The organism is Shewanella sp. S1-58-MNA-CIBAN-0166, from assembly GCF_040310085.1.
Lineage (GTDB): Bacteria > Pseudomonadota > Gammaproteobacteria > Enterobacterales > Shewanellaceae > Shewanella.
The window spans coordinates 1-16,324 of the sequence record NZ_JBEOPN010000009.1; the positions used below are offsets into that span (position 1 = coordinate 1).

At 42.0% G+C, this 16,324-nt stretch carries 15 protein-coding genes; 11 read left to right on the top strand and 4 right to left on the bottom strand.

Going from position 1 to position 16,324, the window contains the following annotated elements; translation table 11 throughout:
* The first annotated feature begins 188 nt into the window (after window positions 1-188).
* From AAEY99_RS07375 to AAEY99_RS07395, 5 genes are all read left to right on the top strand, one after another.
* Window positions 189-1,454, top strand: a complete 1,266-nt coding sequence (locus AAEY99_RS07375; RefSeq protein WP_335690675.1) for a DEAD/DEAH box helicase — start codon at window positions 189-191, stop codon at window positions 1,452-1,454.
* Between the two features lie 173 nt (window positions 1,455-1,627).
* Window positions 1,628-3,688 (top strand): PhoX family protein, encoded by a 2,061-nt coding sequence (locus AAEY99_RS07380; RefSeq protein WP_351009856.1) that lies wholly within the window; start codon window positions 1,628-1,630, stop codon window positions 3,686-3,688.
* Window positions 3,689-3,868: 180 nt separating this feature from the next.
* The gene (gene gloA2, locus AAEY99_RS07385; RefSeq protein ID WP_101086131.1) at window positions 3,869-4,255 is read left to right on the top strand and encodes an SMU1112c/YaeR family gloxylase I-like metalloprotein; all 387 of its coding nucleotides are present in this window, start codon (window positions 3,869-3,871) and stop codon (window positions 4,253-4,255) included.
* A gap of 244 nt (window positions 4,256-4,499) precedes the next feature.
* The gene (locus tag AAEY99_RS07390; RefSeq protein ID WP_502959498.1) at window positions 4,500-6,830 is read left to right on the top strand and encodes a TonB-dependent receptor; all 2,331 of its coding nucleotides are present in this window, start codon (window positions 4,500-4,502) and stop codon (window positions 6,828-6,830) included.
* A gap of 14 nt (window positions 6,831-6,844) precedes the next feature.
* The gene (locus AAEY99_RS07395; RefSeq protein WP_351009861.1) at window positions 6,845-7,525 is read left to right on the top strand and encodes a Fe2+-dependent dioxygenase; all 681 of its coding nucleotides are present in this window, start codon (window positions 6,845-6,847) and stop codon (window positions 7,523-7,525) included.
* Between the two features lie 232 nt (window positions 7,526-7,757).
* Here the strand turns inward: AAEY99_RS07395 and nrfD are convergent, their stop codons facing one another.
* The 4 genes from nrfD to AAEY99_RS07415 all read right to left on the bottom strand — a co-directional run bounded on the left by nrfD (window position 7,758) and on the right by AAEY99_RS07415 (window position 10,393).
* Window positions 7,758-8,699 (bottom strand): NrfD/PsrC family molybdoenzyme membrane anchor subunit, encoded by a 942-nt coding sequence (gene nrfD, locus AAEY99_RS07400; RefSeq protein WP_335690683.1) that lies wholly within the window; start codon window positions 8,697-8,699, stop codon window positions 7,758-7,760.
* Window positions 8,696-9,382, bottom strand: a complete 687-nt coding sequence (locus tag AAEY99_RS07405) for a 4Fe-4S dicluster domain-containing protein (RefSeq protein WP_101086127.1) — start codon at window positions 9,380-9,382, stop codon at window positions 8,696-8,698. Before AAEY99_RS07405 ends, nrfD begins: the two co-directional genes overlap by 4 nt.
* A gap of 6 nt (window positions 9,383-9,388) precedes the next feature.
* A complete protein-coding gene (locus tag AAEY99_RS07410; RefSeq protein ID WP_101086126.1) occupies window positions 9,389-9,853 on the bottom strand; it encodes a cytochrome c3 family protein in 465 nt (154 codons plus the stop codon).
* 75 nt (window positions 9,854-9,928) lie between these two features.
* A complete protein-coding gene (locus AAEY99_RS07415; RefSeq protein WP_101086125.1) occupies window positions 9,929-10,393 on the bottom strand; it encodes a hypothetical protein in 465 nt (154 codons plus the stop codon).
* Between the two features lie 518 nt (window positions 10,394-10,911).
* On the opposite strand from AAEY99_RS07415, the gene AAEY99_RS07420 reads away from it, so the two are divergent.
* The 6 genes from AAEY99_RS07420 (at window position 10,912) to hpt (ending at window position 16,223) form a co-directional block, all read left to right on the top strand.
* A complete protein-coding gene (locus AAEY99_RS07420) occupies window positions 10,912-11,871 on the top strand; it encodes a LysR family transcriptional regulator (protein ID WP_101086124.1) in 960 nt (319 codons plus the stop codon).
* Between the two features lie 531 nt (window positions 11,872-12,402).
* Window positions 12,403-13,188 carry an AzlC family ABC transporter permease gene (locus tag AAEY99_RS07425; protein WP_162022308.1) on the top strand — a complete coding sequence of 262 codons (786 nt, stop codon included), beginning with the start codon at window positions 12,403-12,405 and terminating at the stop codon, window positions 13,186-13,188.
* Entirely contained in the window at window positions 13,185-13,487 is a 303-nt protein-coding gene (locus tag AAEY99_RS07430; RefSeq protein ID WP_059746143.1) for an AzlD domain-containing protein, read from the top strand. Before AAEY99_RS07425 ends, AAEY99_RS07430 begins: the two co-directional genes overlap by 4 nt.
* Window positions 13,488-13,584: 97 nt before the next feature.
* A complete protein-coding gene (mpl, locus tag AAEY99_RS07435) occupies window positions 13,585-15,000 on the top strand; it encodes a UDP-N-acetylmuramate:L-alanyl-gamma-D-glutamyl-meso-diaminopimelate ligase (RefSeq protein WP_101086121.1) in 1,416 nt (471 codons plus the stop codon).
* 25 nt (window positions 15,001-15,025) lie between these two features.
* A complete protein-coding gene (locus AAEY99_RS07440; RefSeq protein ID WP_101086120.1) occupies window positions 15,026-15,685 on the top strand; it encodes a flavin prenyltransferase UbiX in 660 nt (219 codons plus the stop codon).
* Between the two features lie 7 nt (window positions 15,686-15,692).
* Complete coding sequence (gene hpt, locus AAEY99_RS07445) at window positions 15,693-16,223, top strand: hypoxanthine phosphoribosyltransferase (RefSeq protein ID WP_011638672.1); 531 nt, start codon at window positions 15,693-15,695, stop codon at window positions 16,221-16,223.
* The last annotated feature ends 101 nt before the right edge of the window (window positions 16,224-16,324 follow it).

Consider the following 16,324-nt stretch of genomic DNA (forward strand, 5'->3'; position numbering starts at 1 on the left):
TTATTCATACGCCCTCTGCATGATTAAATCCTTCTTGGTCGAAAGATCTGATCGTAAAGAGGGCGTTTAGTTCAATTCTTATCCCGAGTTCAGGTTAATTAACGATAATCCAAGCAAGCACTGCCTAGAGCCTTTGTTTTCATCTGAATGAGCGTGATAAACTGCCCATCCACATGTTTGGAGTTTTTATGTCTTTTGCAGATTTATCGTTACATCCCATATTGATTAACCGCCTAGCTGAATTAAAATATCAGCAACCTACGCCAATCCAACTACAGGCTATTCCGGTTATTTTAAGCGGTAAAGACGTGATGGCGGGGGCGCAAACGGGCACCGGGAAAACGGCTGCATTTGCATTACCGTTACTGCATCAACTATTGACTCATAGAGATGCTCTAGTCGCTCAGCCAGATACTCAACATATTCATTTAACCCCTATTACCGCGCTTGTATTGGTCCCAACTCGAGAGTTAGCCCAGCAAGTGCACAGTAGTATTGAGCAATATGCTTATGGCAGTTCAGTCACTAGCGTGATGGTTTATGGCGGGGTTAGCATTGGTGAACAAATCCGCCTGTTAGCCAATGGCACAAATATTTTGGTGGCGACTCCAGGGCGGTTATTAGACTTGTTACGTAAGCGTGCGTTGTCATTGTCGCAATTAACTCATTTGGTATTTGATGAAGCCGATCGCATGCTGGACATGGGCTTTAAAGATGAAATTGTCGAGGTGCTTAAGCGTTTACCAAGTACACGACAAACATTACTATTTTCAGCCACCTTAGATGACCGTATGCTCAGTTTTAGCCGACGCTTATTACGCTCACCACAAGTGATTGAAGTGGCTCAGCGAAATACCACCGCCAGCAGTATTGTTGAGCGAGTGTTTAATGTCGACGCTAACCGAAAATGCGCCATGCTGTGTCATTTAATCAGCCAAGAAGGTTGGCAGCAAAGCTTAATATTTAGCCGCACCAAACAAGGTACTGATGCACTGGTAAAGCAAATGAATCAAGCTGGTGTAGCGGCTGAAGCATTTCATGCTGACTTATCTCAAGCAGTACGTGAACAAGTATTATCGGCATTTAAAGCCGGTGATGTGGCCGCGTTAGTCGCCACCGATGTGGCTGCTAGAGGGTTAGATATTAACGAGTTGAATTATGTCGTTAATATGGAGTTACCGTTTCAAGTTGAAGACTACGTACACCGAATAGGCCGCACAGGCAGAGCAGGTAAAGCTGGGCAAGCTATTACATTATTAAGCATCGATGACGAGCCATTATTAACTAAACTAGAAGCCTTTTTAGACCGACGTTTACCACAGCAATGGCTGGCAGGTTTTGAGCCAGACCTTGATTTAATTGCTCCAGTTACCCGTAAAACAACCAAATCTGCATTAAAACAACAAGCACGTAAAAAGGCATTAGCGGCATCTTCACGCGGTAAAAAACGCTAACATGAGTTTTATATTGATTCCATCACACATGACAGTGTGGTGAGTGTCTTTTTACTGCCACATTAATGTCATCTAGTTTGAACCGAGTTGTCACATTAGACGCTTATCTTAACTGACAAATAATTATACCTATATTTGATCCGTTATTTTCAGAGCATATCTAAGGACAATTTATGAGCAAGGCGACATTTGATCCAACTCGTTTTAACAACAGTAAAAATACCCCCTTCAATGAAGTGATGGATAATCATCTATCACGTCGTAATTTTGTTAAGCGTGGTTTAGGCCTTAGTGCTATGACGGCGTTTGGTGGCTTCGGATTAAGTGCTTGTGGCTCTGACAATGACACCGTTGCAGAAACGCCAACAACGCCGACCACGCCAACAGCACCAACAAAAAGTTCTGCAGTATTAGGTTTTGAGTCTATTGCCGGTTCTAAAACCGATGCAGTTGCGGTAGCTGCTGGTTATTCAGCTTATGTGTTAGCACCTTGGGGAACACCCTTAAATTCGAAAGCTGCAGCGTGGAAAGCCGATGGCAGTAATACTGCTATCGATCAGGAAAACTCAGTAGGTATGCATCATGATGGTATGCATTTCTTCCCGTTGAATGATTCGGCAGATGACGGTTTATTGTGTATTAACCACGAATACATTGACCAGGATGCTTTACATCCAACAGGCCCAACGTTTGATGCTGATGGTAAGCGCACATTAATTGATGAAATTCGCAAAGAAATCAACGCCCATGGTATTTCAGTTGTACGTATTAAATTAGTTTCTGGACGATGGCAAGTGGTCGAAAACGACAGCCATAACCGTCGTTTTACTGGTGCAACCGTGATGGATATTGCTGGCCCACTAGCGTACAGCTCATACCTTGAAACGCGTTATTCGCCCGATGGCAGCCAAGCGCGCGGTACCTTAAATAACTGTGGTAATGGTTATACGCCTTGGGGCACTTATTTAACATGTGAAGAAAACTGGCCTGGTTACTTTGTTAATAAAGGCACCTTAACGCAAGAGCAAACCCGCATTGGTATTTCGACTTCTGACACTCGTTATGGCTGGAGCCATTTAGCCGGTGATGACGATGAGCGTTTAGACGAATTTGCTCGTTTTGATGTGACGCCAACCGGCTCAAGTGCGACTAATGATTACCGTAACGAAGCCAATGGCCATGGTTATATTGTTGAAATTGATCCATACAATCCCAACTCGCGCGCCATTAAGCGTACTGCATTAGGTCGCTTCCGCCACGAGGGTTGTGCCTTTGGTAAACTTGAAGAAGGCAAACCAATCACATTTTATTCAGGCCACGATTCACGTTTTGAATATCTGTATAAGTTTGTTTCTGACGCAGCATGGGATCCAGCAGATGCTAACAGTACTAACCGCTTAACAGTTGGCGATAAGTACATGAATGCCGGAACCTTATATGCGGCTAAGTTTACCGAAGACGGTGTCGGTGAATGGTTACCGCTAACGTTAGATGGGGTGACTGCCGACGGAAGCACGCTTGCGAGCAGCTTTGACTCACAAGCCGCGATTATATTAAATACCGCTGGCGCTGCTGATTTAGTGGGAGCTACACCAATGGATCGCCCAGAATGGACAACAGTCGATCCATTTACAGGTACGGTATACCTAACGTTAACCAACAACAGTAAGCGTACCGACAGCACCAACCCTGCTAACCCACGTTTAAATAACAACTTTGGTCATATTATCCGTTGGGATGAAGGTGATGCAGCAACGGAATTTAGCTGGGATATCTTTATATTTGGTTCACCTGCAGATGGTGATGCTGAGACTAACTTATCTGGCTTAACTGACTTAAACCAGTTTGCTAGTCCAGACGGTTTGGCGTTCGATCAACGTGGTATTTTGTGGGTGCAAACCGACAATGGTGCCTCTGAAGTTACCGAAGAAACCAACGATCAAATGTTAGCGATTGTGCCATCAACGATGGTAGATGCAGACGGTAATCAACAAGTGGTAACGGCTGAAAACCAAACTCAGCTTAAGCGTTTCTTTGTTGGCCCTAACGGCTGTGAAGTGACTGGTTTTGCAATGTCGCCAGATTACACCGCAATGTTTGCCAATATTCAGCATCCTGACAACTGGCCATACTCTGATAGAGCAGATGAAGAAACGCCCGCAGGCACAACGGTTCGTCCACGTGCGGCCACAGTGATGTTTATTAAAGATGACGGCGGTGAAATCGGCGTTTAATGTAAACCACTTTCTCTGGAAGTCACTAACCTTGCTTTAGTCTTGTTTATGACTTTAAAAGCGTATATTAACCCTGATAGACTTGTTCTATCAGGGTTTTACTTTTTTCTGTGTACAAAATCTAATGATCAGTTCTAATTACCAGCTTTAATTATTAATAGTCTATTTACAAGGACAGCCATGCTAAATGGAATTCATCACGTCGCGATTATCTGTGCCGATTACCCACGTTCAAAAGCATTTTATACGCAAGTTTTAGGGTTAAAAGTTATTGCTGAGCATTACCGTCAAGCGCGCGACTCTTACAAACTCGATTTAGCTTTGCCCGATGGCAGCCAAATTGAACTATTTTCATTTAATGGTGCGCCGCCAAGACCCAGTTATCCTGAAGCCCAGGGCTTACGTCATTTAGCGTTTAAAGTTGATGATCTCGATGCTGTCGTGGCTCATTTGCAGCAAAACCAAATATCAGTCGAACCCATTCGTATTGACGAATATACCGGTAAACAATATACCTTTTTTAGCGATCCAGACGGTTTACCGTTAGAGCTTTATCAAGTCAGTTAATCTATGTCAACCAGGCCGTTGTTTCTGAGTGGTATTCAAGCTGTTATTAATGAAGCTTTTTATCAATAAGCGCGGTTATCAATAACGGCTACCTACCTGCTTATTTTGTCCTTTTGTTAGTTTAATTTCATATTTAATAAATCTTTACACAAATGATAATGATTTGCATTTGCGATCTTTGTTTCATTTATGTAAAGTGCATCACATAAATGAAATTTAGTTAACGCTTATTAATAACAGGATGATGTTAAGCATGAAGTCGAGTAATTACAGTAAGTTATCGTTAGGCGCTCAAGCCGTTGCTGCAGCATTAGTATTCAGTAGCCCAGCGCTATATGCTGCAGACACCAAAAATGAAACTTGCGATAAGGATATATTGGCGAAATGTAAACCCGCGCAAACGGACGAATCAATAGAGCGAATTCGTGTTCATGGTGTGCAAAACTCGGTTTACATGTTTAATAACTCAGCCGACAAACGCCGAATGGCTGCACTTGTCGATACGCCTCAAGTGATTACCGTGTTAACTCAAGACCAAATTCAAGAGTCAGGAAATACGGACTTAAAAGACATTTTGTCAGCTCAAGCGGGTGTCACCCTTGGTACGGGTGAAAACGGTAATGCATTCGGTGATCGTTATATTATCCGTGGTCACGAAGCACGTAGCGACGTGTTTGTTGATGGACTTCGCGACCCTGGCATGACCACTCGTGAAAGTTTTGCCACCGAGCGAGTTGAAATTACCAAAGGTCCAAGTTCAACATTTGCTGGCCGTGGTTCATCAGGTGGTGCCATTAACAGTGTGACTAAAAAAGCCTCAGTAGCTTACGATTTTGGTCGTGTTGATCTGGGTATTGGTACTGACGATCACACTCGTTTAACGGTTGACTATAACTTACCGATATCAGACAAAGTGGCAGTACGCCTTAATGGCTTAGCGGCTGAAGAAGACAAGCCGGGCCGCGAAGGCATTACGAGTGAACGCCAAGGTGTTCAGTTATCGGGTGTGTATGAAGCCACCGATGCATTGTCATTTACCGCCGATGGTTACTACCTAGACGCGAAAGATGTGCCAGATTTAGGCAGTTATTTTGATCGAGATACTCGTAAGCCGCTAGAAGATATTCCTGTTTATGCTCAAGATGGTGACTTTCTAAATTCTAAGGTCACCACGTTTACCTTACGTACCGAATATGAGTTAAATGACAGCATTACGTTGTACAACGCCACACGCGTTGGACATACCGAAAATGGCTATATTACAACCGGTATGGGCGGCACAACGCGGGCAGATACCGACCCAACAGCGCCTGGTGCCAGCACCTTAACGCTTAGTACTCACCAAGGTAACCAAGATGTTGATTATGTCAGCACTCAATTCAACTTATTTTGGAACACTCAAGCACTGGGTTTTAATCACAAGTTAGTATTTGGCCTTGAATACACAGATGAAAATGTTGATAACGGCGTATATAGCATCACCAACAACAATGATGGAAATTGTTTGACCAATGGTCGCGGTGGCGTATCAGAGTCTTATTGTATTATTGATGGTGACGGCAATACTGTCGACAATATCGGCCAGTTAATGAATCGCAGCTATGTAGATGGTGGATCAGATGCGATATACGACATCGAAACCGTGTCGGCATACATGATGGATACGGTTGAATTGACCGATCAGTTAGCACTATTCTTTGGTTTTAGACAAGACAGCTTTGATTACAGTAACGACACCACGAGTCGCGATGGTGAAGTGGATTATGCCTATTCCGATACCATGTATAACGGTAATATTGGCTTAGTTTATGACTTGTCTGAAGATGCCAATATCTACGCCAACTACAGTACTGCAACCAACATCAACGGCGGTGAGTCTGACTTAGGTGCTAACTGTGGTTACGGTGGTATTTGTGGTACACAAGAGCAAGCTGCTGAAGCCGATGCCGAAATCGTTGAAAACCTAGAGCTTGGCACCAAGTGGATGTTGTTTGACGACAAAATGATGTTTTCAGCATCAATTTTCCAAATCACTAAAAGTGATGTGATGGAAAGTGTTGGCGACAGTTACTCAACGCTAGGTACACTTAACACCGGTAAAAACCGCGTTAAAGGTATTGAGTTTGGTATGGTCGGCAATATTACTGACAAACTCAGCATACAATTCTCGGCTGCCAAAATGGATTCCGAAATTTTAGAATCTTATAATCCAGCTAATATTGGTTTAGTACTGAGTAACTTTGCTGATGAAAGCGCTTATTTGCAACTGCGTTATGAGCTAACAGAGTCATTCGTATTTGGTGGTAGTTACACTTATCAAAGTGAAATGTATGGTGGACAACCAGACACTGCAGCAGGTTATGATAGCGACAATAGCCGTTACAGCATTGTGGTGCCTAACTACCAAGTAGTTGATTTATTTGCCAGTTACAATGCCACCGAAGATTTAACTTTCCGCATAAACGTAGGTAACATATTGAACGAAGAATACTGGACGGCAGCTTATCGTTCTGGCTCATTTATGTACTTAGGTGACGCCCGTAATGCTAAATTGTCGATGACATATGAGTTTTAATTAAAGGTATTTGCATGATTGTTATTGAACAAATTCTCTCGAAACAGGATGTCGATGCTTATCGTCAGCAACTGGCTGAATGTCCGTGGGGCGACGGTCGTAAAACCGCAATGGGGATGGCGGCGTCGGTTAAAAATAACAATCAAGCAGATGCGCAACACGCTAATGTGCGCCAACTGGCTAATCAACTACTGGCGCGTATTGGCGAAACGCCTAAAATTGTATCAGCGGCGTTACCGCATAAAATATTTCCGCCGTGCTTTAATCGTTATAGCGAAACTGAAGAGTATGGTTACCATGTCGATGCAGCCATCATGCGGATCCCCAATACCTCTGAAGTGATCCGCAGTGATGTATCCATGACGGTATTTTTGAGTGAACCCGAAGAGTATGACGGTGGTGAGTTAGTTATTGCCACTGAATTTGGCCAGCAGCAAATTAAATTACCTGCAGGATACGCCGTAGTATACCCGTCGAGTAGTTTGCATAAAGTGACCGCGGTAACTCGAGGGCAACGCATTGCAGCTATTACCTGGATGCAAAGTATGGTGGCCGATGTGACTTTACGCCAAACCTTGTATCAGCTCGATCAAAGCATTCAAAACTTGATCAAAACCAATAACACAGATCGCGCAGAGTTAGATAACCTGCATAATGTATATCACAATTTGATCAGGCAGTTTACCCAGCTGTAATAGCTCTAGTGGGCTTTGAATGACGGGGTAATAATGGTTGGTTTTGAATTGTTAGCTTGTCTTAATACCAATTAAAATCAATTGGTAAAAATAGTTAAGCGAAGGTGACTCAAAAAATGGTGATTCAAAAAAATGAGACTCAATAAAGGGACGAGGTTACAAACAGCGGTATCTTCTGTCGAATAGACGGTGACAGTACGGTTGCTAACGCGTGCTATCACCGTTAATTTTATTAACTTACCACCATTTGACCGGTATAAAGTATAAAGTTACGTAATAATATGACGCCCAATAAACTCAGACATGCTGTTCCGGCAACATAGGAAAACTTGCGTTTTGAAGTGGCGGTCATAAATAAGTTCATCGCTAATGGGGCCGACAATCCTAGTCCCATAATGCCGAACCAGAATATAAATCCCCAAAAGCCTACTCCGATAGCATTGAATGCCGCAACCTTGCTTTGGCCACCACTGAAGACCAATCCTAGGAAGAAGGTGAACATAAGGAGTATCTCGCCTAAAATCAATGGGATCTCTATTTTATGAATAAAACGTACTTCAGCACCATTGGGATTGCCTTTGAGTAACACACCACCTAATAGTGATGCAGCGGCACCTGAAGACAAGCCAGAAGCTAAAAATAGTAAGGGTAATACTCCTGTATTCCACATCGGGAAGTGAGGTTGAGCCGATAATAAAAATCCGGTATAGGCACCTAGCGACACTGAGAAAATCACTAGTAAACCGGTTATACCTGCTTCATATCGCGCTAGCAGTCTGGTTAACGTACAGACGATTGGTAAATGTTTTTCACAAAATTTATCAATGGGTTGTCTGAATGTTACTGCAATCCAAGCATACATAAATACTTGATATAGCATTAAGATAATCACACCCATCGACATCACCGACGTAGGATTGTAAAACACTAGAATCTTCCAAAAGTCCCAAGGTTTTGTTAAATCTAATACCAACACTCCTAAGCCTGCTAAAACGGAAATTGCCGCAATAATACAGGCAGCGATAATAAATCCAGACTGATATGCTTTCTCTTTTAAGCAAAAATGTTTCAATAAAACAGCGAAGAACATGGCGCCTGCGGATGCCCCGGCTAAAAATAGGTATATTGCAATGGGCCAGTGCCAAACCAATGTATCAAAATGAAAAGCACTCATAATATAATCTCCCCTTGTTTCGCTTTGATACGAAATATTTTAGGTCGGGTACCTAAATCTTGCTTAAAGCGCTCAGTCGGATTCGCCTTTAATAGTGCAACCAGTTCAGACTCGGGATCTTTAAGATTGCCAAACACTAATGCTTTTGTCGGACATATTTCTACACAGGCAGGTTGTTTACCCTGTTTGAGATTAGTTTCACGGCAGAAGTCACATTTGTCGGCAGCTTTAGTAACAGGATTAATAAAACGCACTTCATAAGGGCAGGCCGCAATACAGTATTGGCAACCGACACATTTATCTGCATTTACTGCAACAATACCGGTTTCTTTATTAATAAAGGCGGCCCCGGTTGGACAAACAGAAACGCAAGGTGCGTTCTCGCAATGTTCACAAGAATGTCGAGAAAAATGATAAAACTGATTAGGGTATTCTCCAAACGGCCCAGTTCTTTCAATGCTTAGTCGTGTGACACCTTCAGGTACATGATTCACTTCTCGACATGCTTCAACACAGGCATTACAGCCAATGCATTTAGTTTCATCATGTAACAAAGCGTACTTTATGTTGTTTATAGCGGGTTCCATTTCGGCATTGGCATTATTACCACTGAGTGGATATACCGACACGCCTGCAACCAATGCGCAGGTGCTTTTAAGGAAATGCCTTCTTGAGTTTTCCATGATTACTTACCTCTGCACCGTGTGACAATTTCGGCACACATTACTGCGATCTTTTGATCCTAAGCCCATTATGGGGTCAGATTCAGGATGCAGTTTATGGCAAGATGTACAACTCACTTTTTGAGCATGTACGTTGTGAGTCCACTCTGCTTGGGATATCTTTTTAGGCGAATGGCATTTCAAACAAACGTCATTTTTAGCGTCTATTGTAATGTCGTTTCCCGCCGAAAATACCATCAGGTCATTGGGTTTTTTAGGGTGATTTCCTTGCTCACCATGGCATGAGCTACAGCTCATTTTTAGCTGTGCTTGGGCATGGTGGCCTAGCATTGCACCATTGCGTTTATGGCATCTCATACATGAGTCATTGTTAATTTTCTCAGTAGAGTTAGCGCTATTTGCTCCCTGACTAATAAGGGCAAACGACAATACGCCTACACTTAACATCAGTAGCCAGTTATTCCGGGACATAATCAGTCCTCTCTACAATCATGGGTTATCAAAAAATATCGGGTGAAAACAGATTGTCTTCACCCGACAGGGTCTTCATACCGGTAGGGATAGCTTTAACATTTGCATGTCGTAAGGTTTGCCTCGAACGATTTCAACTAATTTAACGTTGAATTTTTCAAACAAACTTTTTGCGTTAGCATCATCTTGTTGACTGAAATCAGAGATAACCAATTTCACTTCCGACGAGTCATGATCTATCACGACATAATCGAATCGTGTATGGTTTTCGGCTGCGGTTTGGGCATCCATTTCGAACACGGTATCGATTGGAACGTTGCAACAAACATCATATTTGCCGCCCACCATTGTTTTTAGTGATTTTAAAAAGTTAAAGCTCTGAGTATCAAAAAGCATTTTTTTGAACTTAATTGAGTGCTCTTCAGTGTCAGTTTTGAAGAACTTTATACAAGTCATAATGAAAATTACTAATATAAAGGGAACCACAATAAACAGCACAGAGTACACAAATGCATAACTTAAAAAGACTGAAGTAATCATATTATCCTCCAAGAAATCGTTTTTAATTTATTGTTTTATGAATTAAACATACGTCATTGACGTACGATTAATATTATCCTTATATTTTGGTTTTTAATTGATCGTAATCAATTAAATGATGTGCTTTTAATTTATTCGATCGTAGTTATGATTTAGGTCTTATTGTTTTTTTCTGCATTTTAAGTTGATATATATTTGAAATAAACAAAGTTGATTTGAAAGTTATTAAGTTTAAATTTGAATTTTTAAAATATTGATATGTTGAAATTTAATAAATCAATATGTGAATATCTGTTTTCTCGAAATTCTAGTTGTTTAATTGGATATTACACTACATGAAATTAGCTTTTACTAAACATTGCTCCAATCGATGGAAGCATTCTATGTGAAATATGTAGTGTTAGAAAATCATTTTTATGATCTGGAATAAGTAATCATTGAATACTTAAAATAACATTATGAACTCTTTTTAAAAGCGTTAGAATGCTAGGTTATATACCTAAAATGGAGTATCTAAGATGAAGCCAATTGACTTAGATAAATTAGATTTATTAACACTATCTATATTAGTGAGTCTTTATGAAAATAAATCAGCGACGCATGTTTCTAGAATATTAGATGTGCCAGCTTCGAAGATAAGTCGTTGTTTACACACAGCAAGACTCATATTTGGTGATGAGCTGTTTATTAGACGGAAATACGGATTAGTCCCAAATGATTATGCGGGAAAAATTTATCCCATTGCTAAAGAAATAGTGGACTGTGCTAAAAACTTCAATCGAGTTAATAGTGCTGAACAATCGCATAATCGATACTTTGAATTAGTCATTCCTGGAATGATTGCTTATGCCTATCCGCGAGCATTGATGAAATCCATTAAAGAACACAATAAAAATATCCATATTAATGTGAGTAGCTGGAATAGTCATTCTCTGGAAAGCGTGATTAGCGATCCACACAGTATTGTTATGTGTTGCTGCAAAGGCCCTGAAGAGATCCTCTGTTTTGACCAAAAATTACAGGTTGAAGTGCTTGCGACAATGAACCGACAATACTTACTCAGCTGCAGAAAGCACCCTATATTAAAGCAAGACATCTCTCTAGAAACCATTGCTAAATACCCATATATCAATACGCTTATTGGTATCCAGGCCCCCATACTCAACCCATTCCAGGAGTATTGTCAGGCTAAGGATTTATCTCTGAATACCGAAATGACCATTACCAGCGTGTCTTCTTTATTTGATTACCTCTCAGACTGTCAGTCATTGGCAATAACGCCCTACAAAGCAGTGTATGACATGTTAGATGATGACTCTGGTTTACATGCTTGCCAGTTATCTGAGTACGAATGCAATCGTCTATTTGAGGTTGTAGAGCCATTAAAATTGGTTTTAGTCACTCATCCTAGTGTTGACAATGAAGATGCAGCATGGTTAAAAAAGCAAATTCGTGAATTAACCCATGAGCTAATTTAATATAAAACGAGTTAATATGAAGGTTCGCATTATTGCCTAATGAGTGAAGTTATAATGATTCCTGTATATTTAATAGAAAATAGGGGGTAAGGGATAGGGGGTTTAGCTCGCTGGTATTTAGTTCTTAATATTTAGTTCTTAATATTTAGTTATTAACATTTAGTTCTAAAGATTTAGTTCCTTAATATTTAGTTATTGCTTATTTTTAAAGATGTAAAATGTCATTTTTGCATCTTGAAAGAGGGGTTTTGATATCTAATTTATTAAATTAGAATGTTGGTTATACAATTTGCAAGGTTCACGTTATCATTGTTTGTGCCTATTGATATTAAGTTAATGTATCAATTTTTTTATATTTCACTAATAGATTTTATACATAATAATGAAGCCCCTCAAGATCTTAACCCACAGCATAGTTTGAAAATTCTCCATAATGATCAGTTTTCAGGGGCTTTATTCATTTATTCACGTTAAGCTAATCTTCTTGTCACTTAGCGCGTTAGCGTAATCAGTGCAGCATAAGGAGATGATGTGAGCGCAACCGAATCTATCAGTATCACTACCACTAAAACCAAATCATTTTTAGCTGGCGCGCTTGCCGTTATGCCGCTAACGATAGCGGTGATCCCTTGGGGGATTTTAGCGGGCTCGTTTGCCCTTGAAGTTGGCCTTACAGCCGTTGAAAGCCAAGCAATGTCGGCCATTATCTTTGCTGGCAGCGCCCAGTTAGTTGCGCTTGGCATGATAAAAGCCGGTATTGGTATCGGCAGTATTCTGATAACCACCTTACTAATTACTTCAAGGCATTTATTGTATGCCATGGCCATGCGTACTCATATTAGCCCGTTGCCGCTTAAATGGCGTTTAGGGCTAGGGTTTTTACTCACCGACGAACTCTTTGCTATCGCTAATCAAACTCACAGTGGTGATAAACCAGGCCAACATCAGTTTGATCGTTGGTACGCTTTGGGCGGCGGGTTAACTTTTTATGTCGGCTGGAATATTGCTACATTGCTCGGCATTGTCGCAGGGCAGTCTATCGACAACCTAGGCGAACTCGGGCTCGACTTTGCCATTGCAGCCACCTTTATTGCCATAGTGGTACCGACAGTAAAGAAGCCGTCAATATTAGTGTGCGTTTTAGTGTCGCTTACGTTAGCTGTGGTGTGCGCAGTATTCGCGATCCAAGCAGGGCTGTTAATTGCCGCTATATCGGGTATGGCTGCAGGCATGACCTACGCCAAACTGACTAATGAAGGAAGTGCAGTGGCAACCGATGTCGATTCAACTCCTAACGCTAAGGAAGATAACGCATGACCTGGCTGATTATTTTATCAATGGCAGCAGTGGTATTTGTTAGTCGGCACTTACTGCTAGAACCTAAATTGCCTATTCGGTTAAGTAAAAATACCTTAACGTTTTTAAGCTATTCAGCACCTGCGGTATTAACCGCCATATTAGCCCCTATCGTATTTGTGCCCGAAGGCCAGCTGGCTATTAGTGTGCATAATCCTTATTTAACCTGTGCGCTAGTGGCCACTGTGCTGGCTTACGTCACCCGTAATACCTTGCTCACAACCGTGCTCAGTATGGGGCTGTTTTTTATTTTGTATTAACAACATACCCTAGATTAATTTCAATCATTGTTAACTGACATTCTGTGGCGCAATAGATTAGAATAACCGCCATATTACGGACCAATTAGAGTTGAGTATGCACGTACACATTTTAGGTATTTGTGGCACTTTTATGGGCGGTTTAGCCCTACTTGCCCGCGCAATGGGCCACAAAGTTACCGGCAGCGATGCCAACGTTTACCCGCCGATGAGCACCCAGCTTGAGCAACAAGGTATTGAGCTAATCCAGGGGTTTGATCCGGCTCAATTAGGCAAAGAAGGCGACAACCAACCAGACTTAGTGGTTATTGGTAACGCCATGAGCCGCGGTAATCCGTGTGTAGAAGCAGTATTAAATCGCGGCATAAAATACACTTCTGGGCCGCAGTTTTTGGCTGAATATATTTTGCAAGACCGTTGGGTATTGGCGGTAGCGGGTACACACGGTAAAACTTCTACTTCAAGCATGCTTGCGTGGGTTTTAGAGTACTGCGGCTACGAGCCGGGTTTTTTAATTGGCGGCGTACCGCAAAATTTCGGTGTGTCAGCACGTTTAGGTAACTCAGTGTTTTTTGTTGTCGAAGCCGACGAATACGACAGTGCCTTTTTTGATAAACGCTCTAAGTTTGTTCATTACCATCCTCGCACTTTAGTGATCAATAACCTTGAATTTGATCATGCCGATATTTTTGCCGATTTAGCGGCGATCCAACGCCAGTTTAATCATGTTATTCGTACAGTGCCGGGCGAGGGTAAAGTGATTTGGCCTAGCGACGTTGAAGCCGTACAACAAGTGATTGATATGGGCTGTTGGAGCGAGCAAGAAATTTATTCTAAAGCCACAAGCTTAGCCAGCGATTCAGCTCAACAAGGTGAACCAAGTGCTTGGCAGTCGCGTACTATTGCCGACGATGGCCATGAATTTGAAGTGCTGTTTAAGGGCGAGTCGCAAGGAGTATTAAACTGGGCATTAATAGGTCAGCATAATATTGAAAATGCCATAATGGCAATAGCGGCTGCTCGTCATGTGGGCGTAGCGCCAGGTCATGCTATTGAGGCGTTGGCACAATTTAGTCCACCAAAGCGTCGTTTAGAGCTATTAGCCACAGTAAACGGTGTGGCGGTGTATGACGATTTTGCTCATCATCCAACCGCTATAGCCACTACATTACAAGGGTTACGGGCTAAAGTTGCATCTAGTGACAATCCTAATGGCAACATTATTGTGGTGCTAGAGCCGCGCTCAAACACCATGAAAAGTGGAGTACATAAAGATACTCTCGCCAACTCGATGGCATTAGCCGATGTAGGTTATCTATATCAAGCGGATAATATTGGTTGGGACATTCATGCCAGTATGGCTAACGCGCCAATTCCTGTGACTGTGTTTAACAACATTGAAGATATTATTAGCACTGTCGTCGCCACAGCAAACCAAGGTGATACCGTGGTCATCATGAGTAATGGTGGCTTTAATGGGATTCACCAGAAAATTATTAAGGCTTTAGCGTAAGGCTTTCGCCGACAGAGGGTACAACATGGCCTACGCCAAAAAAGCTAAAGCAATTAGTCTTGCCTGGACGGGGGCATCTGGCGCTCCTTATGGCATTAAGCTGCTGGAATGTTTGTTAGCGGCCGATTTCCAAGTTTTTTTAATGATATCCAGTGCAGCGCGGGTGGTATTAGCCACCGAACATGGCTTGCAACTGAGCGCAAATCCACAAAAAGCCAAAGAGCAATTAATTGAACAGCTGCATAATTCCGATGAGCCATTAAAAGGTGAGCTAGTCGTATTAGGCAAAGATGAATGGTTTTCGCCGCCAGCATCAGGCAGTGCTGCGCCTAAGCAAATGGTGGTTTGTCCGTGCTCAACTGGCACATTAGCCGCTATCGCGACAGGCATGAGTAATAATTTGCTCGAAAGAGCAGCAGACGTAGTATTAAAAGAGCGCGGGCAGTTAATCCTTGTTCCGCGTGAAACTCCGTTTAGTGCCATACACTTAGAACATATGTTAAGCCTTACGCGCAACGGTGCGACCATCATGCCAGCAGCCCCAGGCTTTTATCATAATCCCAAATCGGTTGAAGATCTGGTAAACTTCATGGTTTCCCGAATACTTGATCATTTGGGCATTGAACACGACTTAACGAGTCGCTGGGGATACGGACGTACTCAGTCACACGACATCGACAATTGAGAGATTTATGAAGCACACCATTGAAATGATGATTTCAGAACAAGAAATCAATAAAACCCTAGACCAGCTAGCAGAACGTATTAATGCTCATTACGCCGACAGTGAACGCTTATTAATGGTTGGCTTATTAAAAGGTTCTGTCGTGTTTATGGCCGATTTGTGTCGCCGTATCAAAGGCCATGTTGAAATCGATTTTATGTCAGTATCAAGCTATGGTAATACCATGAACAGCTCGCGTGATGTGAAAGTGCTTAAAGATGTACAATCTGACATCGCCGGCCGTGACGTATTAATCGTTGAAGACTTAATCGACTCAGGTAACACCTTAAACAAAGTGCGCGAGATGTTATTACTCCGTGAGCCAAAAAGCTTAGCGCTTTGTACATTATTAGATAAACCAGAGCGCCGTGAAGTCGATGTTTATGTCGACTTTATTGGTATTACCATCCCAGACGAGTTTATTGTGGGTTACGGTATCGACTACGCAGAGCAGTATCGCAACTTGCCTTACATCGCTAAAGTGGTTCCATTAGATTAATGAGATTTGTATACACTCCCGCTACACAGGCGGGAGTTTTGTTTTGGGCGTCAGAATATTTCAGCGTCTTTCTCATCTACATTACGTCATAAGCAGCACGT